Origin of the sequence: Micromonospora sp. NBC_00898 (assembly GCF_045207895.1) — a bacterium.
Taxonomy (GTDB): domain Bacteria; phylum Actinomycetota; class Actinomycetes; order Mycobacteriales; family Micromonosporaceae; genus Micromonospora.
The window spans coordinates 4,271,140-4,293,121 of the sequence record NZ_CP108775.1 but is presented as its reverse complement, the minus strand read 5'-3'; the positions used below and the strand labels follow the sequence as shown (position 1 = coordinate 4,293,121).

16 protein-coding genes and 1 pseudogene are annotated in these 21,982 nt (G+C 72.7%); 13 read left to right on the top strand and 4 right to left on the bottom strand.

The genetic code is table 11. From position 1 onward, the window contains the following. Positions 1-48: 48 nt before the first annotated feature. The 4 genes from OG799_RS20820 to OG799_RS20805 all read right to left on the bottom strand — a co-directional run bounded on the left by OG799_RS20820 (position 49) and on the right by OG799_RS20805 (position 4,289). Positions 49-1,116 carry an NADH:flavin oxidoreductase/NADH oxidase gene (locus OG799_RS20820; RefSeq protein ID WP_406036831.1) on the bottom strand — a complete coding sequence of 356 codons (1,068 nt, stop codon included), beginning with the start codon at positions 1,114-1,116 and terminating at the stop codon, positions 49-51. A gap of 61 nt (positions 1,117-1,177) precedes the next feature. Then, on the bottom strand, positions 1,178-2,467 hold the full coding sequence (locus tag OG799_RS20815) for a dicarboxylate/amino acid:cation symporter (protein WP_406046356.1): 1,290 nt from the start codon (positions 2,465-2,467) through the stop codon (positions 1,178-1,180). A gap of 219 nt (positions 2,468-2,686) precedes the next feature. Continuing rightward, on the bottom strand, positions 2,687-3,331 hold the full coding sequence (locus tag OG799_RS20810; RefSeq protein ID WP_406036830.1) for a DUF998 domain-containing protein: 645 nt from the start codon (positions 3,329-3,331) through the stop codon (positions 2,687-2,689). Next, complete coding sequence (locus OG799_RS20805; RefSeq protein WP_406036829.1) at positions 3,324-4,289, bottom strand: glutathione S-transferase family protein; 966 nt, start codon at positions 4,287-4,289, stop codon at positions 3,324-3,326. The genes OG799_RS20810 and OG799_RS20805 overlap by 8 nt, the downstream gene beginning before the upstream one ends. 105 nt (positions 4,290-4,394) lie before the next feature. Here OG799_RS20805 and pcaF point away from each other — a divergent pair, with 105 nt between their 5' ends. The 13 genes and pseudogenes from pcaF to OG799_RS20740 all read left to right on the top strand — a co-directional run bounded on the left by pcaF (position 4,395) and on the right by OG799_RS20740 (position 21,948). Beyond that, entirely contained in the window at positions 4,395-5,600 is a 1,206-nt protein-coding gene (gene pcaF, locus OG799_RS20800) for a 3-oxoadipyl-CoA thiolase (protein WP_406036828.1), read from the top strand. 247 nt (positions 5,601-5,847) lie between these two features. Then, on the top strand, positions 5,848-6,666 hold the full coding sequence (locus OG799_RS20795) for an SAM-dependent methyltransferase (RefSeq protein WP_406046355.1): 819 nt from the start codon (positions 5,848-5,850) through the stop codon (positions 6,664-6,666). 6 nt (positions 6,667-6,672) lie between these two features. Then, entirely contained in the window at positions 6,673-8,838 is a 2,166-nt protein-coding gene (locus tag OG799_RS20790; protein WP_406036827.1) for a putative bifunctional diguanylate cyclase/phosphodiesterase, read from the top strand. Continuing rightward, complete coding sequence (locus tag OG799_RS20785; RefSeq protein ID WP_406036826.1) at positions 8,835-9,335, top strand: DUF456 domain-containing protein; 501 nt, start codon at positions 8,835-8,837, stop codon at positions 9,333-9,335. The genes OG799_RS20790 and OG799_RS20785 overlap by 4 nt, the downstream gene beginning before the upstream one ends. A gap of 123 nt (positions 9,336-9,458) precedes the next feature. Beyond that, positions 9,459-9,980, top strand: coding sequence for a hypothetical protein (locus OG799_RS20780; RefSeq protein WP_406036825.1), 522 nt, complete (start codon positions 9,459-9,461; stop codon positions 9,978-9,980). A 306-nt stretch (positions 9,981-10,286) separates the two neighbouring features. After that, positions 10,287-11,879 (top strand): amino acid permease, encoded by a 1,593-nt coding sequence (locus OG799_RS20775; RefSeq protein ID WP_406036824.1) that lies wholly within the window; start codon positions 10,287-10,289, stop codon positions 11,877-11,879. A 102-nt stretch (positions 11,880-11,981) separates the two neighbouring features. Further along, a pseudogene (locus tag OG799_RS20770) lies at positions 11,982-12,318 on the top strand (recombinase family protein). Next, a complete protein-coding gene (locus OG799_RS20765; RefSeq protein ID WP_406036823.1) occupies positions 12,315-13,529 on the top strand; it encodes an RNA-guided endonuclease InsQ/TnpB family protein in 1,215 nt (404 codons plus the stop codon). Before OG799_RS20770 ends, OG799_RS20765 begins: the two are co-directional and overlap by 4 nt. Positions 13,530-13,703: 174 nt before the next feature. Beyond that, the gene (locus OG799_RS20760) at positions 13,704-15,068 is read left to right on the top strand and encodes a glutamine synthetase family protein (protein WP_406036822.1); all 1,365 of its coding nucleotides are present in this window, start codon (positions 13,704-13,706) and stop codon (positions 15,066-15,068) included. A 112-nt stretch (positions 15,069-15,180) separates the two neighbouring features. Next, a complete protein-coding gene (locus OG799_RS20755; protein WP_406036821.1) occupies positions 15,181-16,536 on the top strand; it encodes an aldehyde dehydrogenase family protein in 1,356 nt (451 codons plus the stop codon). Between the two features lies 1 nt (position 16,537). Further along, positions 16,538-17,305, top strand: coding sequence for a 3-oxoacyl-ACP reductase (locus OG799_RS20750; RefSeq protein WP_406036820.1), 768 nt, complete (start codon positions 16,538-16,540; stop codon positions 17,303-17,305). A 55-nt stretch (positions 17,306-17,360) separates the two neighbouring features. Beyond that, entirely contained in the window at positions 17,361-18,050 is a 690-nt protein-coding gene (locus OG799_RS20745; RefSeq protein ID WP_406036819.1) for a gamma-glutamyl-gamma-aminobutyrate hydrolase family protein, read from the top strand. A gap of 223 nt (positions 18,051-18,273) precedes the next feature. Further along, complete coding sequence (locus OG799_RS20740; protein WP_406036818.1) at positions 18,274-21,948, top strand: SpoIIE family protein phosphatase; 3,675 nt, start codon at positions 18,274-18,276, stop codon at positions 21,946-21,948. Positions 21,949-21,982 lie beyond the last annotated feature (34 nt).

Below are 21,982 nucleotides of genomic sequence, written 5' to 3'. Positions count from 1 at the left end.
GGCAAAGCGGGCAAACATCCCCCCTCATGATCAACAGCGTTGGTGGGGTCAGAAGGCGCGGGTGTACTGGTTCGGCCAGTGGGGGGTGGTGGTGAGCTTGGCGGCGGCGCGGCGGGGCCAGTAGGGGTCGCGGAGGAGTTCGCGGCCGAGGAGGACCAGATCGGCCTCGCCGGCGGCGATGATCTGCTCGGCCTGCTCGGGCTCGACGATCAGGCCGACCGCACCGGTCAGGACGCCCGCGTCGCGGCGGATCCGGGCCGCCAGCGGGACCTGGTAACCGGGGCCGACCGGGATGCTCGCCCCGGCCGAGGCGCCGCCGGAGGAGGCGTCGACCAGGTCCACCCCGACGGCGGCCAGCTCGCCGGCGAGCACCACGCTGTCCTCGACGGTCCAGCCACCCTCGACCCAGTCGGTGGCCGAGATCCGGGTGAGCACCGGCACGGACTCACCGACCACGGCGCGGACCGCCCGGGCCACCTCCAGGGTGAGCCGCATCCGCGCCGCCCGGTCGCCGCCGTAGCCGTCCGTGCGGTGGTTGGTCAGCGGGGAGAGGAACTCGTGCAGCAGGTAGCCGTGCGCGGCGTGGATCTCCACCGCGGCGAAGCCGGCGTCCAGTGCCCGGCCGGCGGCGGTGGCGAACGCGGTCACCACGGCCGCGATCCCCGCCTGGTCCAGGACGGCGGGTTCCCGGTAGTCCGGCAGGAACGGCTCGGCACCCGGGCCGACCGGCGTCCAGCCACCCTCGGCGTCCGGCACCCCGCCCCGGTGGTCGGCCCACGGCCGGTACGTGGACGCCTTGAACCCGGCGTGGGCGAGCTGCACGGCCGGCACCGCGCCCTGCCCGGCGACGAACGCGGTGATCGGCCGCCAGGCGTCGACGTGCGCGTCGGACCAGATCCCGACGTCCTGCGGGCTGATCCGGCCCTCGGGGACCACGGCGGTGGCCTCGGTGATGATCAGGCCGGCGCCGCCGACGGCCCGCGAGCCGAGGTGGACCAGGTGCCAGCCGGTGGGCAGGCCGTCCGGGCCGGCGCTGTACTGGCACATCGGCGCCATGGCGATCCGGTTGGGCAGGGTGACGCCGCGCAGGGCGAGCGGGGTGAACAGGGCACTCATGCGGTGATCCTCTCGAAGCACGGAAAGGGAGGGCCCGAGGGCCCTCCCTTTCCGCAGTGGCTCAGGCGGGGACGGGAGCCAGCTTGTCGGCGGGCCGCGCCTCCTCGGCGTCGATCAGCTCGCGGCTGCCGGCGGAGTCGTACGCGGCCCGGTCCAGGGTGCCCTCGCGGGCGGCGACGATGGTCGGCACCAGCGCCTGACCGGCCACGTTGGTGGCGGTGCGGATCATGTCCAGGATCGGGTCGATCGCCAGCAGCAGGCCGGCGCCGGCCAGCGGCAGGCCCAGCGTGCTCAGGGTCAGGGTGAGCATCACGATCGCGCCGGTCAGGCCGGCGGTGGCGGCCGAGCCGACCACCGAGACGAAGGCGATCAGCAGGTAGTCGCCGACGCCCAGGTGCACCCCGAAGACCTGCGCCACGAAGATCGCCGCCAGGGCCGGGTAGATCGCGGCGCAGCCGTCCATCTTGGTGGTGGCGCCGAACGGGACGGCGAAGGAGGCGTACTCGCGGGGGACGCCGAGCCGCTCGACGGAGCGCTGGGTCACCGGCATGGTGCCCACCGAGGAGCGGGACACGAAGGCCAGCTCGATGGCCGGCCAGGCGCCGGCGTAGAACCGCAGCGGGTTGAGCCGGCCGGCGGCCACCAGCAGCACCGGGTAGACCACGACGAGCACGATCGCGCAGCCGACGTAGACGGCGGTGGTGAACTTCGCGAGCGGGGCCAGCAGGTCCCAGCCGTAGGAGGCGACGGCGTGGCCGATCAGGCCGAGGGTGCCGATCGGGGCGAGCCGGATCACCCACCACAGGGCCTTCTGCACGATGGTGAGCACGGCGCGGTTGAACTCGACGAACGGCTCGGCGGCCTGGCCGACGAGCAGCGCGGCGGCGCCGACCACCAGGGCGAGGAAGACGATCTGGAGCACGTTGCCCTCGACGAACGCGCCGACCGGGTTGGTGGGCACGATGCCGGTGAGGAAGTCGGTCCAGGAGCCGGTCTTCTTCGGCGCGGCGGCGCCGGCGACGTCCAGGGTGACGCCCTTGCCGGGGTTGGTGAGCAGGCCGAGGCCGATGCCGACGCTCACCGCGATCAGCGCGGTGAGGCCGAACCAGAGCAGCGTCTTCAGCGCCAGTCGGGCCGCGTTGGCCACGCCGCGCAGGCTGACCACGCTGACCACGATGGCGGTGAAGACGAGCGGCGGGACGGCCAGCTTGAGCAACTGGACGAAGAGACCGCCGACGGTGTCGAGGGTGCTGGCCAGCCAGCTCAGGTCGTTGGCGCGGGCGAGGAAACCCAGCGCCACGCCGAGCACGAGGCCGAGCAGGATCTGCACGGAAAAGGGGATCTTGCGCAAGGCGGAAGCCATGAGGATGTGTCCAAGGTCTGTCGGAGGTCGGTCAGGGGCAGCGTCAGGAACGAGGCTGCGCCGGACAGACGCCGCTGGCCTGCAGTCGGAGATCGACATACAGGCGCACGGTGAGGTGCCAGACATTGGTCATCGCCCGCCGACGCTACTCCCGTCCCGGCCGCGACTGGAAGGAGCGTTCGGCGTGACGATCCTTACATGACCGGTTCACACCACGGTGATCCGTTCGTCACGACCGCGCCGGGCCAGGCCGAGCGCGGTGGCGCTGGTCAGGCCCCAGCCGACCGCCACCGTCAACAGCAGCCGCTCCAGCACCCCGACGAGGCCGCCACGCCCCACGGTCACCATGGCCACGGCGATCGCCGCCGACAGCGGCAGGGCCAGCGCCGCGCCGAGGGCGGCGATCCAACGCACCGCCGGGGCCGCCGCCGGGGAGACCAGCAGGGCCAGCATCGCGAGGACCACCGAGGCGGTCGCCGCGATGCTCGCGCCGCCGTGCACCAGGTCGGCCGCGGTGGGCGTCTCGAACGGCGGCAGCGGGCAGCCGGCGCTGCACGTCACCGCGCCGGAGAGTGCGGTGAGGACGCTGCCGGCGGCGAGCAGCCCGGCGGCCACCCGCAGCGCCGTGGGCAGCGCCACGGCGAGCAGCAGCAGCGCCGCGGCAAGGGCGAAGATCCCGATCCGGTACGCCGCGGCGTACCGGCTGTCGGTGACGCCGGCCTCGCTGACGTACCCGGTCGGACCCGGACCGGGACCGGCGACCACGGCGACCGTCACCGCGACCGCGCCCGCCAGGGTGCAGCCGGCGGCGGCCGACGCGGCGGCGACCCGGACGACGCCCCGGTCAGCCACGCCCGTGCGGCGTGGCCCAGCCGGACAGGTCCGGGCCGAGCGGCACGATGCCGGTCGGGTTGATCTCCCGGTGTGTGCCGTAGTAGTGCCGCTTGATGTGGTCGAAGTCGACCGTGTCTCCGAAGCCCGGGGTCTGGAACAGGTCCCGGGCGTACGCCCACAGCACCGGCATCTCGGTCAGCTTCTGCCGGTTGCACTTGAAGTGCCCGTGGTACGCCACGTCGAAGCGGACGAGCGTGGTGAACAGCCGCACATCCGCCTCGGTGATCGCGTCGCCCATCAGGTAGCGGCGCCCCGCCAGCCGCTCCGACAGCGCGTCCAACCGGGCGAACAGCGCCGTGTACGCCTCGTCGTACGCCTCCTGCGAGGTGGCGAAGCCGCACCGGTAGACGCCGTTGTTGACGTCCCGGTGGATCTCCGCCATCAGCGCGTCCAGCTCCGGGCGCAGCTCCACCGGGTAGAGGTCCGGCGCGTCCGGCTTGTGGAACCGCCGCCACTCGGTGGAGAAGTCCAGGGTGAGCTGCGGGTAGTCGTTGGTGACCACCCGCCCGGTGAGCGTGTCGACCAGGGCCGGCACGGTCACCCGGCCGGTGTAGTCCGCGTCGGTCGCCAGGTACGCCTCGGAGAGATAGCCGATGCCGAGCACCGGGTCGAAGCCGTCCGGGTCCAGGGCGAACCGCCAGCCCCGTTCGTCCCGGATCGGGTCGACCGTGCCCAGCGAGATGACGTCGTCCAGGCCGAGCAGCCCCCGGACGATCCGGGCCCGGTGCGCCCACGGGCAGGCCCGGCACCAGATCAGCCGGTAGCGGCCGGCCTCCAGCGGCCAGCGGTCCTGCTCGTCCGGCCCGCCGCCGGGCGGAGACGTCGAGTGCGGGGTGACTCGACCGGTGAACCGGTTGGGCTGGCGGACGAACTCGCCGGTGCCGGCGGTCTCTGCGCTGAACTGGGCCCGGGCCATGCCGTCAACCTATCGGCTCCGGGCGCGGATATCCTGGCGCCGGGCGTCCCCGTGATCCGAGGACCGCCGCCGCCAGCCCCTTCCCACCCCCGAAGGACAGCGCCGATGACCGTGGCATACCTCGTGGCCGGAGTCCGCACCCCGATCGGCCGGTACGCCGGCGCCCTCGCCGGGGTACGCCCCGACGACCTCGCCGCGCACGTGATCCGCGAACTGGTCGCCCGGCACCCGTCGGTGGACTGGGCCCGCACCGATGACGTGCTCCTCGGCTGCGCCAACCAGGCCGGCGAGGACAACCGCAACGTGGCCCGGATGGCGGCGCTGCTCGGCGGGCTGCCCGAGGAGGTCCCCGGCAGCACGGTCAACCGGCTGTGCGGCTCCGGCCTGGACGCCCTCGCCATCGCGGCCCGCTCCATCGTGGCCGGCGAGGCCGACCTGGTGGTCGCCGGCGGCGTGGAGAGCATGAGCCGGGCCCCCTTCGTCATGCCGAAGGCGACCACGCCCTTCTCCCGCGCCGCCGAGGTGTACGACACCACCATCGGTTGGCGGCTGGTCAACCCGCTGATGAAGAAGGGCTGGGGCATCGACTCGATGCCGGAGACGGCGGAGAACGTCGCCGCCGAGCACGGGATCGACCGGGTCGCCCAGGACGAGTTCGCGTACCGCTCCCAGCAGCGGGCCGCCAAGGCGCAGGCCGACGGCCGGTTCGCCGAGGAGATCGTGCCGGTGACCGTGCCGGCGGGGCGCCGCGAGACGAAGCTGGTCGAGGTCGACGAGCACCCCCGGGAGACCTCGCTGGAGAAGCTCGCCGCGCTGCCCACCCCGTTCCGCGAGGACGGCACGGTGACCGCCGGCAACTCCTCCGGCGTCAACGACGGAGCGGTCGCCCTGCTGGTCGCCTCCGAGGCCGCCGTGTCCCGGTACGGCCTCACCCCGCTCGCCCGGATCGGCGGCGCCGCCGCGGCCGGCGTGCCGCCGCGGATCATGGGGATGGGCCCGGTGCCGGCCACCCGTAAGCTGCTCGACCGGCTCGGCCTCGGGCTGGACGCGGTCGACGTGATCGAGCTGAACGAGGCGTTCGCCGCGCAGTCCGTGGCGGTGCTGCGGGAGCTGGGCCTGCCGGAGGACGCCGAGCACGTCAACCCGAACGGCGGCGCGATCGCCCTCGGCCACCCGCTGGGGGCCAGCGGTGCCCGGCTGGCGCTCACCGCCGCGCTGGAGCTGCGCCGCCGGGGCGGCCGGCGGGCGCTGGCCACCATGTGCGTCGGCGTCGGGCAGGGCATCTCGCTGCTGCTGGAGTCCGCCGCCTGAGCAGATACCGGCTCGCCACCTGACCACGGTCCGGTCCGCCGCCGCACGACCCTCCGGTCCGTCGCCGTCGCCGGTGGCGGACCGTGGTCGGGCCGGGTCCGAAAGTCGATCTCCCGCACCGTGGCGCACGCGCCTAGAGTGGTCAGCACCACACGATCCGCGGGTCGGCCGGTGTCGCCTCCGCGTGCCCCCGCGCGCCCGGACACCGCCGCCCACCCGCGCCGCGGCGACGAACTGGGGCGACGTGATGCAGATGCCGGACGGACTTCCCGCCGAGATCGATCTGACCCGGCCCAGCGCGGCCCGGGTGTACGACTACTTCCTCGGCGGCGCGCACAACTTCGAGATCGACCGGCAGCTCGCCGAGCAGATCGCCAGCATGACGCCGAACCTGGCGGCCACCATGCGCTCGGGCCGGGAGTTCCTGCGCCGGGCCGTCCGGGCGCTGCTCGACGCCGGCATCGACCAGTTCCTCGACATCGGCTCCGGCATCCCCACCGTCGGCAACGTGCACGAGGTGGCCCAGGCGGCGAACCCCAAGGCGCGGATCGTCTACGTCGACATCGACCCGGTCGCCGTGGCGCACAGCCGGGAACTGCTCGCCGGCAACGACCTCACCGCCGTCCTCCACGCCGACCTGCGTGAACCGGAGCGGATCCTCGCCGAGGCCCGGGAGTCCGGCCTGATCGATTTCGGCCGGCCCGTCGGCATCCTGCTTGCCGGGGTGGTGCACTTCATCCCGGACGCCGACCGCCCCGGCGACATCCTGGCCACCCTGCGGGCCGTCGCCGCGCCCGGCAGCCACCTGGTCATCTCGCACTCCACCTTCGAGGACCAGCCGCAGGAGATGCTCGACGCGCAGCGGCTGTCGGCGCGTACCGACACCGAGATCACCCTCCGCTCGCGCGCCGAGATCAGCTCCTTCTTCGGCGACTGGACGATCCTCGAACCGGGCGTGGTGCACATGCCGCTGTGGCGCCCCGACTCGCCGTCCGACGTGGACGAACACCCCGAGCGGTTCGGGGCCTTCGGCGGCGTCGCCCGGCGCGACCAGCCCGCCGGCTGAGCCGACATGCAGGCCGCGCCGGTGCCCGGCGGGGAGGACTTCAGCCGGCCGGGCGCCCAGGCGTACGCCGCCGACTGGGCCCGGGCGGTCTGCCGGCTCGGGTTCGTGCCGCTGAGCGCGGCCGAGACCGAGCGGCTGCTGCTCGTGCACACCGTACGGCTGGCCCAGGCCCTCCTCGCCCCGGCGTTCTCCGCGCAGGCCGCGGCGGACGTCGGGCGGGCGCTGGTGGAGGCCCACCTCACCGAGCCCGGCGTGCTCGACTGGTCGGTCCGCGCGCTCGGTGACGACTTCCTGGCCCAGGTGCTGCCCGGCCGGGTCGAGTGGCCCGGGGCGCGGGAGCGGGTGACGGCGGTGCAGGGCGCCTTCTCCGCCGGCTTCGCCCGGGCGCTGCGCGACCGCACCTTCAGTCAGCAGGAGCGGATCGCCCGCTCGGCCTGGCAGGCTCGGGACGCCGTCGAGCAGGCGCTGCGCGACAGCGAGGCCCGGTTCCGGGCGGTGTTCACCGGGGCGGCGATCGGGATCGGCATCGCCGGCGTCGACGGCCGGATCCTCGACGTCAACCAGTCCTTCGCCGACATGCTCGGCTACACCATCGAGGAGCTGCGCGAGATCAACGTGGCGTCGCTCTTCCACGCCGACGACGCGGCCGGCATGTGGGAGCTGTACCAGGAGCTGGTCGAGGGCAAGACGGACAGCGCCCGGGTGGAGAAGCGCTACCACCGAAAGGGCGGCAGCCTCGTCTGGACCGACCTCGCCGTCTCGCTGATCCGGTACGACGACGGCCGGCCCCGGTTCACCGTCGCGATGATCGAGGACATCACCGAGCGGTACGAGCTCCAGCAGCGGCTGCGCTTCCAGGCGCTGCACGACCCGCTCACCGGCCTGCCCAACCGGACGCTCTTCTTCGAGACGCTGAGCCGGGTCTTCGAGACCGCCGGCGAGGAGCAGCGGGTCGGCATCTGCTTCCTCGACCTGGACGGCTTCAAGGCGATCAACGACAGCCTCGGCCATGACCTCGGTGACCTGCTGCTGATCGTGATCAGCCGGCGGCTCGCCGACTGCGTGGCCGGGCGCGGCCACCTGGTCGCCCGGATGGGCGGCGACGAGTTCGTCATCCTGGTCGACTCCGGCGGCGGCCTCGACGACGCGGTTGAGGTGGCCGAGCTGGCCCTCGCCGCGGTCTCCGCCCCGGTGCACGTCGGCGACCAGCAGCTCGCCGTCTCGGCGAGCATCGGCATCGTGGAGTGCCCGGCCGCGGAGACCAGCGTCTCGGAACTGATGAAGGCCGCCGACACCACCCTCTACTGGGCGAAGGCCGAGGGGCGGGGCCGGTGGGCGGTCTACGACCCGGAGCGCAGCGCCGCCGACATCGCCCGTTCGGCCCTGGCCGCCGGCCTGCCGGCCGCGCTGGACCGGGGCGAGTTCGTGCTGCACTACCAGCCCATCGTGTCGCTGCTGGACGGCACGATGCTCGCCGTGGAGGCGCTGGTCCGCTGGCAGCACCCCGAGCTGGGGCTGATCGGGCCGGACCGGTTCATCGGGCTGGCCGAGGAGACCGGGCTGATCGTCCGGCTCGGCGCCTGGGTGCTCCGGCAGGCGTGCCGGGACGCCGAGGGCTGGCGGCGGGCGTACCCGGACGCGCGGCTGGTGGTGAGCGTCAACCTGGCGGCCCGGCAGGCCGACGACCCGGCGATCGTGGACACGGTGGCCGAGGCGCTGACCAGGACCGGGCTCCCTGCGGAGCTGCTGCAACTGGAGCTGACCGAGAGTGCGGTGATGGGCACCGCCGGGGAGCCGCTGCGGTCGCTGCACGAGCTGGCCGGGCTCGGCGTCCGGCTGGCCATCGACGACTTCGGCACCGGGTACTCGAACCTGGCGTACCTGCGCCGGTTGCCGATCCACTGCCTGAAGCTGGCCGGACCCTTCGTCGAGGGGATCCGGGCCGACGGGGCGGACGTCGCGACCGACCACCGGGACGAGCGGATCGTCGACGCGCTGGTCCGGCTGGCACACGCGCTGGAGCTCTGGGTCACCGCCGAGGCGGTGGAGACCGAGGTGCAGGCCGAGCGGCTGCGGGCGCTGCGCTGCGACACCGGACAGGGCCTCTGGTTCGGCGGGCCGGTTCCGGCGGAGCAGATCCGCGCCCGACTCGCGGGCGGGGAGGCGGCATGAGCCTCACCGACACGCAGGCGGTGGTCTCGGTGGTGGCCGCGCTGGCCATCCTGGCCGGGCTGGCCGGGGTGGTGGTGCCCGGGCTGCCGGCCCTGCCGCTGTGCTGGGGCGGGGTGCTGGTCTGGGCGCTCTTCGGCGAGGCCGGGCCGGGCCGCTGGGCGGTGCTCGCCGCCGCCACAGTGGTCGCCGCCGGCGGCACGGTGGTCAAGTACCTCTGGCCGGGGCGGAACCTGAAACGGACCGGCGTGCCCACGTCGTCGCTGCTGGCCGGGGGCCTGCTGGGGTTGGTCGGCTTCTTCGTCATCCCGGTCGTCGGCCTGGTGATCGGCTTCGTGGGCGGGGTGTGGGGCGCGGAACGGCTGCGGCTGGGCAGCAACCAGCTCGCCTGGCCGGCCACCGTGCAGGCGCTCAAGGCGGCCGGACTGTCCATGCTGGTGGAGTTCCTCGCCGGCCTGGTGATCGCCGCCCTCTGGGTCGCCGGCGTGCTGCTGACCTGACCTTCGCCCGACGAAGGCCGCAGGCGGCCTCCGTCGTGTCCGTTCGACAATCGGAGGGTGCGGGTGCGGAGACCATCGAGATTCGAGATGGGCAGCCGGCTACAGGAGCTCAGTGGAGAGACGATGCTCTGGATCGTCGGCATGAATCTGGACGTCCTGTCGGGCTGGACCGTGTGGGGTGGCAATGACCCCGACCGGTTCCTGACGGTGGAGGATCGGTTGGTCCTGGCTCCCGGCGTGGAGACGTTGATCTCGAACCTCCCCGGGTCTGGCCGGCACTCGTTCCACGGCGATGCCCGCTACCTGAAGTTCCGCGAGGAGGTGAACAGCGCCTATTCACCCGGGGCGACCGATGGAGATGAGAGCGGGCTCTACGACTTCTCCGCGACTCTCGAGGCGATCCGCGAGCGCGAGGTTCTCCATGCGCCGCACTCCGGAATGGCGGCGGACTGCCTGGGGGCTGCTCTCGACCTCGGCCTTCAGTTCGGTGCGGACTCAGCGGGATATCAGTTGGCGCGGCACGGTCCGCTGGATCGGCTCTATCGAGCGACCTGGAAAGAGATCGACGAGTCGGAACTCGACTACCTCGAGTGCGAGGCGGCGCTCGTCCGCTTGATCGGGTGGATGGAGAGGCTCGCAAGATAGGCGCAGGTCAGCCGTGGCGTGGTGCGGCGGCGCGGGGTGCCCGGAAGGTACGACGGATCGCCGTACGAGTGAGAGAGAGGTTGGCACCCCGCGCCGTCGCGGACCGGGCGTTGCCGAGCGCCCGGCGGTAGGCCCGTCGCGATCGGGCCTGGTCACGGGGTCAAGGATGCGGCCAGGAGGGCCGGCCCGGCAACGGAATTAGCCGCGGCGGCGGTGAGATTCCCACGGCCGTCGTATTGACCCCCTTGATCGACGGGACCACACTTCACCCACTCGTACCGGGGATTCACCTCGAGGAGGTGTGCAGTGGCCACGACGCCCGCGCCGACCGCCGAGCAACCGATGGACGACGACGCCCGACGGCTCGCCGAACTCGGTTACCGGCAGGAGCTGCACCGCAAGTGGAGCGGCTTCTCCAACTTCGCCATCTCGTTCTCGATCATCTCGATCCTGGCCGGCTGCTTCACCACCTTCGGCCAGGCGTGGAACAACGGTGGGCCGGTCGCCATCTCCTGGGGCTGGCCGCTGATCTCACTGTTCATCCTGATCATCGGCTTCTGCATGGCCGAGCTGGTGTCCGCCTACCCGACCGCCGGCGGGATCTACTGGTGGGCGGCGACGTTGGGCCGGCCGGTGCACGGCTGGTTCACCGGCTGGCTCAACCTGATCGGCCTGGTCGCCGTCACCGCGTCGGTGGACTACGGCTGCGCCACCTTCCTCAACCTCACCCTGTCCGCGCTCTTCGACGGCTGGGCGGGGACACTGACCCAGGCGTTCGGGCTGTTCGTGGTGATCCTGGCCCTGCACGGCCTGATCAACATCTTCGGCCATCACATCATCGACGTCCTGCAGAACGTCTCGGTCTGGTGGCACGTGGCCGGCGCGGCCGTGGTGGTGGCGATCCTGCTGTTCGTCCCCGACCACCACCAGAGCTTCCAGTTCGTCTTCACCGAGCGGTTCAACAACTCCGGCTTCGGCGACGGCGAAACCGGCGGGCTCACCTTCTGGTTCTACGTGCTGCCGCTGGGCTTCCTGCTCACCCAGTACACGATCACCGGCTTCGACGCCTGCGCGCACGTCTCCGAGGAGACCCGCGGCGCCGCGCAGGCCGCCGCCAGCGGGCTGTGGCGGTCGATCTTCTATTCGGCGGTCGGCGGCTGGATCCTGCTGCTGGCCTTCCTCTTCGCCGCCACCGACGTGGACGCCATCAACGCCGCGGGCGGGTTCTCCGGGGCGATCTTCGAGACCGCGCTGACCCCGTTCTTCTTCAAGGCGGTCATCATCATCTCCACCATCGGCCAGTTCTTCTGCGGGATGAGTTGCGTGACGTCGATGTCCCGGATGACCTACGCGTTCAGCCGCGACCGCGCGGTGCCGGGCTGGCGGCTCTGGTCCCGGGTGAACCGCAACGGCACCCCGGTCAACGCGATCATCGGGGCGACCGTCGCCGGCCTGGTGCTGACCCTGCCCGCGCTCTACAAGAACTCGGCCGGCATCCCGGTCGCCTTCTACGCGGTGGTCTCCGTCGCGGTGATCGGGCTCTACCTGTCCTTCCTCATCCCGATCTTCCTGCGGCTGCGGATGGGCGACCGGTTCGTCCCGGGACCGTGGACGCTCGGCCCGAAGTACAAGCTCCTCGGCTGGATCGCGGTGATCGAGATCGCGGTCATCTCGGTCTACTTCGTGCTGCCGATCGTCCCCGCCGGGGTGCCCGGCAACGCCGACTTCAGCTGGTCGGCGGTGAACTACGCGCCGATCGCGGTGGGCGGGCTGCTGCTGGGCGTCGCCGTCTGGTGGTACGCCTCGGCCCGGAAGTGGTTCACCGGCCCTCGCCGTACCGTCGATCTACCGGCGCCGCGCCCGGCCCCGGACGGCGCCCGGGCCGACGAGCCGGCCTGACGCGGCGGTCCGGGCCCCGGTTTGCCGGGGCCCGGGTCCGGGGCTCCGAACTGTTCCGTGTGTCATCAGTGGTTTTCCAGCTTCATCAAGCATTGTCAGTACGTGAAATTGTCCGAGTGGGCGCGCCGGAACGGTGTGCACTACCAGACCGCCTGGTCGTGGGCGAAGAACGGGAAGATGCCCGTGCCGGTGGTGAAAACCGGCACCGGCCGGTATCTCGTCCTTGAATCGGACGTCACCCTGCCGGGACGCACCGTCGTGTACTGCCGGGTCTTCTCGGCTGATCAGCGTGACGATCTGGAGCGGCAGGCCGATGGCTGACGATCTGATGCGGGACATGGTGGACGTGCTCACCTCGTTCTGCGTCCGTGTGTACGGCCGCCGCTCGGCCGCCCGTAAAGCGCAGGCGGCGCTGGTGGCTGTGGAGGCGACCGCATGAGTCGCATCAAGCAGGGTTTCCGGGTTGAGTTGGCACCAACGACCGAGCAGCGAGTAAGACTGGCGCAGCATGCCGGCCTGTCGCGGGTGGTGGAGAACTTCTGTCTTGCCCTGGTCAGGGTGACTCTCGACCAGCGCGCTGCCGTGCGCACCTATGGCGTCCCAGACCAGCAGCTCACGCCGGTGCCGTGGTCGGCCCCCGCTTTGGAGAAGGCGTGGCGGGCCGCCCACCCCACCGCGTTCCCGTGGTTTAGGCAGGCAGGGCTGTCGTCGCGGGTGCCGAAGGAGGCGTGCCGGGTGCGGGCCGCCGGATTGAAGAACTGGGCCGGCTACCGCAGGGGCGCCCGGCGGGGGCGCCGGGTGGGGTTCCCGACGTGGCGCAAGCGCAAGCATGGAATGCGGTTCCGCTACGACGCCGACCGCGCCCGCCCTACGGGTGAACGCACGATCGCCCTGCCCGGCATCGGCCCGGTTGCCACCCGGGAGGACATGTCCTGGCTGACCGGCCGGCTCGGCGACGGCCGCGCCCGCATCATCGGCGCGACCGTCCGCGAGCAGGTGGGCCGCTGGTGGGTGTCCTTCCAGATCGACATCGACCGCACCGACATCAACACCACCCGCACCGCGCCCGCTGACGCGCCGACCTGTGGTGTGGACCTGGGGTTGAAGACGTTCGCGGTCATCGCCGATGACACCGGCGAGGTCGAGGAAGTTCACGCCCCACGGCCGCTCACCAGTGCTCAGCGCAGGCTGCGGCGGGCGAACAAGGCTCTGGCCCGCACACAGCGCGGCTCGAACAACCGGGCCAAAGCGGTCCGGAAGGTTGCCGCCATCCACCTGACGGTCGCCAACCGGAGGGCGGATTTCCTGCACCAACTCACGACACGGCTCGCGAGAACCAAACGAGCCCTCGCCGTCGAGAGCCTGAACGTTGCAGGGATGGTCCGAAACCGCCGCCTGGCTCGTGCGGTGTCCGATGCCGGGTTCGCCGAGTTCGTCCGGCAACTGCAGTACAAGACCGGCTGGTACGGGTCAAAGGTGTGGGCCGCCGACCGCTGGTACCCATCCAGCAAAACCTGCGGCGACTGCGGCGCGATCAACGCCAGGCTCACCCTGGCCGACCGGACGTGGGCATGCCCGTGTGGCGCTGCCCACGACCGGGACCACAACGCGGCCCGCAACCTGCTGGCCGCCATGCACGCCGCCGCCTGACGCGCCCGGTCGCCGGGCAGTTCCCCGGAGGCTCGAAACGCCGGTGGAGGACCTGTAAGACCCCGGCACGCCGAGGCACGGACCCGCGAAGCAGGAAGAGGATCACAGAGGTTCTCAGAACGGCATTGACGATGATCCGCTAGGCCGGTAGACCTTGGTGATGGAGGCTCGCCGATGAGGAAAGCTCCGCTCTCGCTGGAAGAACTGCGGGTCGCCATCCGGGGCGGCGAGATCGACACGGTGGTGCTGGCCCTGACCGACATGCAGGGCCGGTTGCAGGGCAAACGCTTCCATGCCCCGTACTTCCTCGACGAGGTGGTCTCCCACGGCAGCGAGGGTTGCAACTACCTGCTCGCCGTCGACGTCGACATGAACACCGTCGACGGGTACGCGATGTCGTCCTGGGAGCGCGGCTACGGCGACTTCGCGATGAGGCCCGATCTGACCACCCTGCGCCGGGTGCCGTGGCAGCCGGGCACCGCCATGCTCCTGGCCGACCTGGACTGGCTGGACGGCTCCGGTCCGGTGGTCGCCTCGCCCCGGCAGATCCTGCGCCGGCAGTTGGACCGGCTGGCCGCCCACGGGCTGACCGCGTACGCCGGCACCGAGCTGGAGTTCGTGCTGTTCCGCGACTCGTACGAGGAGGCGTGGCGGCGCGGCTACCGCGACCTCACGCCGGCCAACCAGTACAACGTGGACTACTCGCTGCTCGGCACCGCGCGGGTGGAGCCGCTGCTGCGGCGTATCCGCACCGAGATGGCCGGCGCCGGGCTGACCCCGGAGAGCGCCAAGGGCGAGTGCAACCTCGGCCAGCACGAGATCGCCTTCCGGTACGACGAGGCGGTGGCCTGCGCCGACCACCACGTCATCTACAAGAACGGCGCGAAGGAGATCGCCGCCCAGGAGGGCATGTCGATCACGTTCATGGCCAAGCCGAACGCCCGCGAGGGCAACTCCTGCCACATCCACTTCTCGCTGCGCGACCGCGACGGCCGCTCGGCGATGCTCGGCGACGGGCCGGCCCACCTGTCGGTGACCGGGCAGCGGGTGCTCGCCGGGCTGCTCGACAGCATGCGGGAGCTGAGCCTCTTCTTCGCCCCGAACGTCAACTCCTACAAGCGCTACCAGCCCGGCTCGTTCGCGCCGACCGCGCTGCGCTGGGGCACCGACAACCGCACCTGCGCGTTGCGGCTGGTCGGGCACGGGCAGGGCATGCGGGTGGAGAACCGGGTGCCCGGCGCGGACGTCAACCCGTACCTGGCGATCGCCGCCCTGGTCGCCGGGGCGGTGCACGGCATCGAGCGGGAGTTGGAGCTGGGCGACGAGTGCACCGGCAACGCGTACGACGACCCGCATGCCGAACGCGTCCCCGCCACCCTCCGCGACGCCCGCACCCTCTGGCAGTCCTCGAGGGTCGCCAAGGACGCCTTCGGCGACGAGGTGGTCGCCCACTACGCCAACCAGGCCAGAGTCGAGCTGAGGTCCTTCGACGCCGCCGTCACCGACTGGGAACTCACCCGTGGCTTCGAACGCCTCTGACCCACCCCGAGGTTCCCGCGATCTTGCAGTTGGTGTCGCTGGTTCGTGGTGAAGAGCGGCTTTTGTCGGGGCAGCAATTGCAAGATCGCCGAGAGCAGGGAGGGCGGGGAGCGTGACCGAGGTGCGGAACCCGGCGACGGGGGAGGTCATGGCGGAGGTGGCGGCGACGGGGGTGGCGGAGGTTGACGCGGCGATCTCTCGGGCGGCCGCCGCCTTCGAGACGTGGCGGCAGGTGGCGCCGGGGGAGCGGGCGCGGGTGCTGCGGCGGTTCGCGACGGTGGTGGACGCGCACCTGGAGGAGCTGGCGCTGCTGGAGGTGCGCAACTCCGGGCACACCATCTCCAACGCGCGGTGGGAGGCGGGGAATGTCCGGGACGTGCTCGACTACTACGCGGGCGCGCCGGAGCGGCTGACCGGGCGGCAGATCCCGGTGCCCGGCGGGCTCGACGTCACCTTCCACGAGCCGCTCGGCGTGGTCGGGGTGATCGTGCCGTGGAACTTCCCGATGCCGATTGCCGGCTGGGGCTTCGCCCCGGCGCTCGCCGCCGGCAACACCGTCGTGCTCAAGCCCGCCGAGCTGACCCCGCTGACCGCGCTGCGCCTGGCCGAGCTGGCCCTCGAAGCCGGCCTGCCCGAGGGCGTGTTCACGGTGCTGCCCGGGCAGGGCAGCGTGGTGGGGGAGCGGTTCGTCACCCACCCGGCGGTACGCAAGGTCTGCTTCACCGGCTCCACCGAGGTCGGCACCCGGATCATGGCCGGCTGCGCCGACCAGGTGAAGCGGGTCACCCTGGAGCTGGGCGGCAAGTCCGCCAACCTGGTCTTCGCCGACGCCGATCTGGAGAAGGCCGCCGCCACCGCGCCGTACGCCGTCTTCGACAACGCCGGCCAGGACTGCTGCGCCCGCTCCCGGATCCTCGTCCAACGGACGGTGTACGACCGGTTCCTGGAACTCCTCGAACCGGCCGTGCGCGCCTTCCGGGTCGAAGACCCGGCCGCGGAGACCGCGGAGATGGGTCCGCTGATCTCCGCCGCCCACGCCGACCGGGTCGGCGGGTACGTCGACGGCGCGAAGGTCGCCTTCACCGGCGCCCGCCCCGACGGCCCCGGCTTCTGGTACCCCCCGACCGTGCTGCTCGCCGACTCGCCGGCCGACCGGCACTGGCGGGAAGAGGTCTTCGGCCCGGTGGTCTCGGTGCTCCCGTTCGACGACGAGGCCGACGCGATCCGGCTGGCCAACGACACCGAGTACGGCCTCTCCGGCTCGATCTGGACCCGCGACGTGGGCCGGGCCGTCCGGGTGGCCCGGGCGGTCGAGTCCGGCAACCTCAGCGTCAACTCGCACTCGTCGGTGCGCTACTGGACCCCGTTCGGCGGGATGAAGCGCTCCGGGCTCGGCCGGGAGCTGGGTCCGGACGCGCTGCACGCCTTCACCGACGTCAAGAACGTGTTCATCTCGACAGAGGAGTGAGATGCAGGGTCGTCTTCAGGACCGGGTTGCCGTGGTGACCGGGGCGGGCAGCGGGATCGGCCTGGCCACCGTGCGGCGGTTCGCCGCCGAGGGGGCCCGGGTGGTCTGCGTGGACATCGACCCGGCGGCGGGGGTGCGGGCCGCCGACGAGGTGGGCGGGGAGTTCGTGGCCTGCGACGTGGCCGACGAGGCGGCCGTCCGGGATCTCTTCGACGGGGTGGCGCAGCGGTACGGCCGGGTGGACGTGGCGTTCAACAACGCCGGCATCTCCCCGCCCGACGACGACTCCATCCTGGAGACCGGGCTGGACGCCTGGGAGCGGGTGCTGCGGGTCAACACCACCAGCGTCTACCTCTGCTGCAAGCACGTCATCCCGCACATGCGCCGGCAGGGTAAGGGTTCGATCATCAACACCGCCTCGTTCGTCGCCCTGATGGGGGCGGCCACCTCGCAGATCGCGTACACGGCGAGCAAGGGCGGGGTGCTGGCGATGACCCGGGAGCTGGGGGTGCAGTTCGCCCGGGAGGGCATCCGGGTCAACGCGCTGTGCCCCGGCCCGGTCGCCACTCCGCTGCTGCTGGAGCTCTTCGCCAAGGACCCGGAGCGGGCCGCCCGGCGGCTGGTGCACGTCCCGATGGGGCGGTTCGGCAACCCGGCGGAGATCGCCGCCGCGGTGGCCTTCCTGGCCAGCGACGACTCGTCGTTCATGACCGCCGCGCAGTTCGTCGTCGACGGCGGGATCACGGGCGCGTACGTGACCCCCCTGTGAGCGCGAGGAGTGAGCCGGGTCTGCGAGCCCCGCAGTCGCGAACGGTGCAGGCCCGGTGAGCCGGCCGCTGATCGGGATCACCGCGTACGTCGAGCCGGCCGGCTGGGCGGTGTGGCGGGACGTGCCGGCGGCGCTGGTGCCGCAGGCGTACGTCCGGGCGGTCACCGCCTCCGGCGGCCGGGCCGTGCTGCTGCCCCCGGACGACCTCGACGCGGAGGTGGTCGGCGTGCTCGACGGCCTGCTCCTCGCCGGCGGCGCCGACGTCGGCCCGGAGCGGTACGGCCAGCCGCCCGACCCGCGTACCGAGAGCCGCCCCGACCGGGACGCGGGCGAGCTGGCCCTGCTCGGCGCGGCGCTGGCCGCGGACCTGCCGGTGCTCGGCGTGTGCCGGGGGATGCAGCTCCTCGCCGTCGCCCACGGCGGCGCGCTGCACCAGCACCTGCCGGACGTGGTCGGTCACGACCGGCACCGCCCGGCGCCCGGGGTGTTCGGCGCGCACCCGGTGCGGTTCGCCCCCGACAGCCTGGCCGGGTCGGTGCTGGCCGGGGTGGACCGGGTCAACTCCTACCACCACCAGGCGGTGGCCGACCCCGGTGACCTGATGGTCACCGGATGGGCCGACGACGGGGTGGTGGAGGCGCTGGAGGATCCGCGGCGGCGCTTCCTGCTGGGCGTGCAGTGGCATCCGGAGAACGATCCGGACCCGCGCCCGGTGGCCGCGCTGGTCCGGGCCACCCGCCGCTGACCGGCGGGGCCTGTTGCGCAGATCACATCGTCGTGGATGCGACGCGTGGCCTTCCGCGCCTGGCGCGCTCGCCGACCGCCGACGGTTACGTCAGGATGAGGCGTAGGTAACCAGCGACCGCCGACCGCCATGCGTTACGTTGCTCCTCCGTCGGGGTAGTAGGCGGGCACGGTCGGCGAGGCTTCGTCGGCCGTCGCGGACGTTGGCCGGAGCGGGAGGCTGCATGAGCTCGGCCCAGGGGGGCGAGGACGGGCGAGGCTCGTCCTCGGGGACCGGCGAGGCGGAGCTGCCACCGCTGCTGACCGCGGCCTTCGCCGCCGGCGGCGAGATGGGTGAGCGGCTGCACGCCTTCGACTGGTCCACCACCCCGCTGGGCGAGCCGGCGACCTGGCCCCCGGCGCTGCGCCACGCCGTCAGCATGATGCTCTCCTCCCGGGCCCAGATCGTGATGTTCTGGGGTGACGAGCACCGCGCCTTCTACAACGACGCGTACCGGCCGACGATCGGGGTGAAGCACCCCGCGGTGATCGGGCAGCCGGCCTCCGTCCACTGGGCGGAGACCTGGGACGTGCTCGGCCCGCTGCTGGACGGCGTGCGCCGCACCGGCGAGCCGTACCGGGGCGAGGACCACCCCTTCGTCATCGACCGGCACGGCTTCCTGGAGGACGTCTACTTCGACATCTCGTACGACCCGATTCGCGACGCCGACGGCACGGTCAACGGCATCTTCTGCTTCGTCAACGAGACCACCGGTCGGGTGCTCGGCGAGCGTCGGCTGCGCGCCCTGGCCGAGCTGGGCTCCCAGCTCGCCGACGTGGCCAGCACCCGGGAACTCGGCCAGGTCGCCGCGCGGGTCCTCGCCGGACACCGGGCGGACGTGCCGTTCAGCCTGCTCTGGCTGGACGACGCCGAGGGCGTCCCGGAGCTGGCCGGCTGGGCCGGCGTCGACCCCGGCCAGGTCGTCGGCGGGCCGCCGGCACCGCCGGTCGCCACGGGGGCGGCGGAGCAGGTCCGGCCGGTGCCGGTCGGCGACCTGCTCGGTGGGCTGCCGCCGGACGCCGCCGAACACGCTCTGGTGCTGCCGATCACCGCGACCAACGAGCCGGCCGGCGTGCTGGTGCTCGGGCTCGGTCGCCGGCTGCCGCTCACCGACGAGTACCGCGATTTCACCGACCTGGTCGCGGCGCAGATCTCCCGCGCGGTCGGCAAGCAGCGGGCGTACGAGCAGGAACGGGCGCGGGCCGCGGAACTGGCCGCGCTGGACCGCGCCAAGACCAACTTCTTCGCCAACGTCAGCCACGAGTTCCGCACCCCGCTGACGCTGGTCCTGGGGCCGCTGGAGGACCTGCTCGCCGACCCGGGCCTGCCCGCGCGGTACACCGAGCGGCTGACCATGATGCACCGCAACGCGTTGCGGCTGCTCAAGCTGGTCAACACCGTGCTGGACTTCTCCCGGCTGGAGTCCGGCCGGCTGGCCGCCCACTACCAGCCCACCGACCTCGCCGACTACACGTCCCGGCTGGCCAGCACCTTCCGCTCGGCGGTCGAGCGGGCCGGGCTGCGCCTGGTGGTGGACTGCCCGCCCCTGCCCGCGCCGGTCCACGTCGACCGGGACATGTGGGAGAAGATCGTCCTCAACCTGGTCTCGAACGCGGTCAAGTTCACCTTTGACGGCGAGATCCGGGTCCGGGTCCGCGCGGCCGACGGGGCCGCCCGGGTGGAGGTCAGCGACACCGGGGTCGGCATCGCGCCGGAGGAGCTGCCGCACGTCTTCGAGCGGTTCCACCGGGTACCGGGCGTCCGCTCCCGCTCCCACGAGGGCACCGGGATCGGGCTGGCGCTGGTCCGCGAGCTGGCCGAGATGCACGGCGGCACGGTGGAGGTGCGCAGCCGGGTCGACGAGGGGACCACCTTCGCCGTCACCGTCCCGTTCGGGCACGGGCACCTGCCCGTCGACCGGGTGGCCACCTTCCCCCCGGCGCCGCTGACCGAGCCGGAGCAGGCCCGGCTCTACGTCGCCGAGACCGCCCTCTGGACCGACGAGGTCGCGCCGCCCGCGGGCCTGCCCGAACCGGCCGCCGCGCCGGCCGGCGGCGGCGGCGGCGGCCGGATCCTGCTCGCCGACGACAACGCGGACCTGCGCGAACACGTCACCCGGCTGCTCGCCCACAGCTACGAGGTGGTGGCCGTGCCGGACGGCGTGGAGGCGCTCCGGCTGGCCGTCGACACCCCGTTCGACCTGGTGCTGACCGACGTGATGATGCCGCGGCTGGACGGCTTCGGGCTGGTCACCGCGCTGCGCGCGAACCCGGTCACCCGGCACGTGCCGATCGTGCTGCTCTCCGCCCGGGCCGGCTCGGCCGAGGCGGTCGCCGGGCTCTCGGTCGGCGCGGACGACTACCTCACCAAGCCCTTCTCCAGCCAGGAGCTGATCGCCCGGGTCCGGGCCAACGTCGAGCTGGGCCAGCTGCGCGGCCAGATCATCCGCCGGCTGCGCGCCCTGGCCGACGCCGCCGTGGCGATCAACACCGCCCGCTCCACGGCCGACGTGGTGCAGGTCGCCGCCCGGCACGCGCTCAGCCTGACCGAGGCCCCCCGGGTCGTGGTCACCGCCACCGGGGCCCGCTACGAGGCGGACGGCGGCGGCGAGGCCGCCGCCGAGCCGTCGACGGTGCTGCCGCTCAGCGGCACCACCGGCGAGCAGCTCGGGGAGCTGCGGGTCTGGCAGCGCGAGGACGACGGCACCGAGCAGGCCGCGCTGACCCAGCTGGCCCGCCTGGTCGGCGTGCGGCTGGAGAACGCCCAGCTCTACGAGGCCGAGCACCGGATCGCCACCACCCTGCAGCACAGCCTGCTGCCGCGTACGCTGCCGCAGCTGCCCGGCGCCGTGGTGGCCAGCCGCTACCTGCCGGGCAGCGCCGACGTCGAGGTCGGCGGTGACTGGTACGACGTCATCGGCGCCGCCGACGACGAACTGGTGCTGGTCATCGGCGACGTCGTGGGCAAGGGCGTCCGGGCCGCCGCCGCGATGGGCCAGCTGCGCAACGCGCTGCGGGCGTACGTCCTGGAGGGCTTCGACCCGGGCCAGGCGCTGACCCGGCTGAACCGGCTGGTCGGCTCCACCGAGGGCGGCTCCTTCGCCACCGTCGTCTGCCTCTGGTTCTCCCCGCGCACCGGCCGGCTGCGGTACGCCAGCGCGGGACACCCGTCCCCCCTGCTGATCCGCGGAGACGACGTGGCGTTCCTGCACGATCGAGCCCTCGGTCCGCCGATCGGGGCGATCCCGCGGGCGGCGTACCGGACCGTCGAGGGTGAGCTGCCCCCCGGCGGTCGCCTGCTGCTCTACACCGACGGCTTGATCGAGGATCGGCACCTCGGCATCGACGCCGCGCTGGACCAGCTCCGCCTGGACGCCGCGAGCCCGGGCGAGCACGTGGCCGACCTGCTCGACGCGGTGGTCGAGCGGGTCACCGGCCGGCCCCGGCACGACGACGTGGCCGTGCTGGCCCTGGAGGCGGTCGAGCTGAACCGGTTCGTGCTGCGGCTGCCGGCCGACCCGACCCGGCTCAGCGTGCTGCGCAAGCGGCTGGAGGACTTTCTCGTCGCCCACCGGGTGGGTGAGGACGACCTGTTCGACCTCACCGTGGCGATCTCCGAGGCCGCCGCGAACGCCATCGAACACCCGGTGTCGCCGGCCGAGCCGGTGATCGGGGTGGAGGTGACGATCGAGGACCGGGCGGTGGTCGCCACGGTCCGCGACAGCGGGCGGTGGCGGGAGTCCGCCGGCTCGGGCTTCCGGGGGCGAGGGCTGGCGCTGATCGGGGCGCTCGGTGACCTGACGGTGCGGCGTACCGCCGAGGGCACCGAGGTGACGCTGCGCCGGCAGCTGCGCGACTGAGCCGGACCGGGCGGCGGGGTGGGCTGCCGGGGTG

Bases quoted from the DNA above. Each gene is read 5' to 3' on its own strand.
- OG799_RS20765 (WP_406036823.1), top strand. From the start codon at position 12,315: ATGAGTCGCATCAAGCAGGGTTTCCGGGTTGAGTTGGCACCAACGACC.
- OG799_RS20740 (WP_406036818.1), top strand. From the start codon at position 18,274: ATGAGCTCGGCCCAGGGGGGCGAGGACGGGCGAGGCTCGTCCTCGGGG.
- OG799_RS20750 (WP_406036820.1), top strand. From the start codon at position 16,538: ATGCAGGGTCGTCTTCAGGACCGGGTTGCCGTGGTGACCGGGGCGGGC.
- OG799_RS20820 (WP_406036831.1), bottom strand. From the start codon at position 1,116: ATGAGTGCCCTGTTCACCCCGCTCGCCCTGCGCGGCGTCACCCTGCCC.
- OG799_RS20795 (WP_406046355.1), top strand. From the start codon at position 5,848: ATGCAGATGCCGGACGGACTTCCCGCCGAGATCGATCTGACCCGGCCC.
- OG799_RS20780 (WP_406036825.1), top strand. From the start codon at position 9,459: ATGCTCTGGATCGTCGGCATGAATCTGGACGTCCTGTCGGGCTGGACC.
- OG799_RS20785 (WP_406036826.1), top strand. From the start codon at position 8,835: ATGAGCCTCACCGACACGCAGGCGGTGGTCTCGGTGGTGGCCGCGCTG.
- OG799_RS20805 (WP_406036829.1), bottom strand. From the start codon at position 4,289: ATGGCCCGGGCCCAGTTCAGCGCAGAGACCGCCGGCACCGGCGAGTTC.
- OG799_RS20760 (WP_406036822.1), top strand. From the start codon at position 13,704: ATGAGGAAAGCTCCGCTCTCGCTGGAAGAACTGCGGGTCGCCATCCGG.
- OG799_RS20790 (WP_406036827.1), top strand. From the start codon at position 6,673: ATGCAGGCCGCGCCGGTGCCCGGCGGGGAGGACTTCAGCCGGCCGGGC.
- pcaF (WP_406036828.1), top strand. From the start codon at position 4,395: ATGACCGTGGCATACCTCGTGGCCGGAGTCCGCACCCCGATCGGCCGG.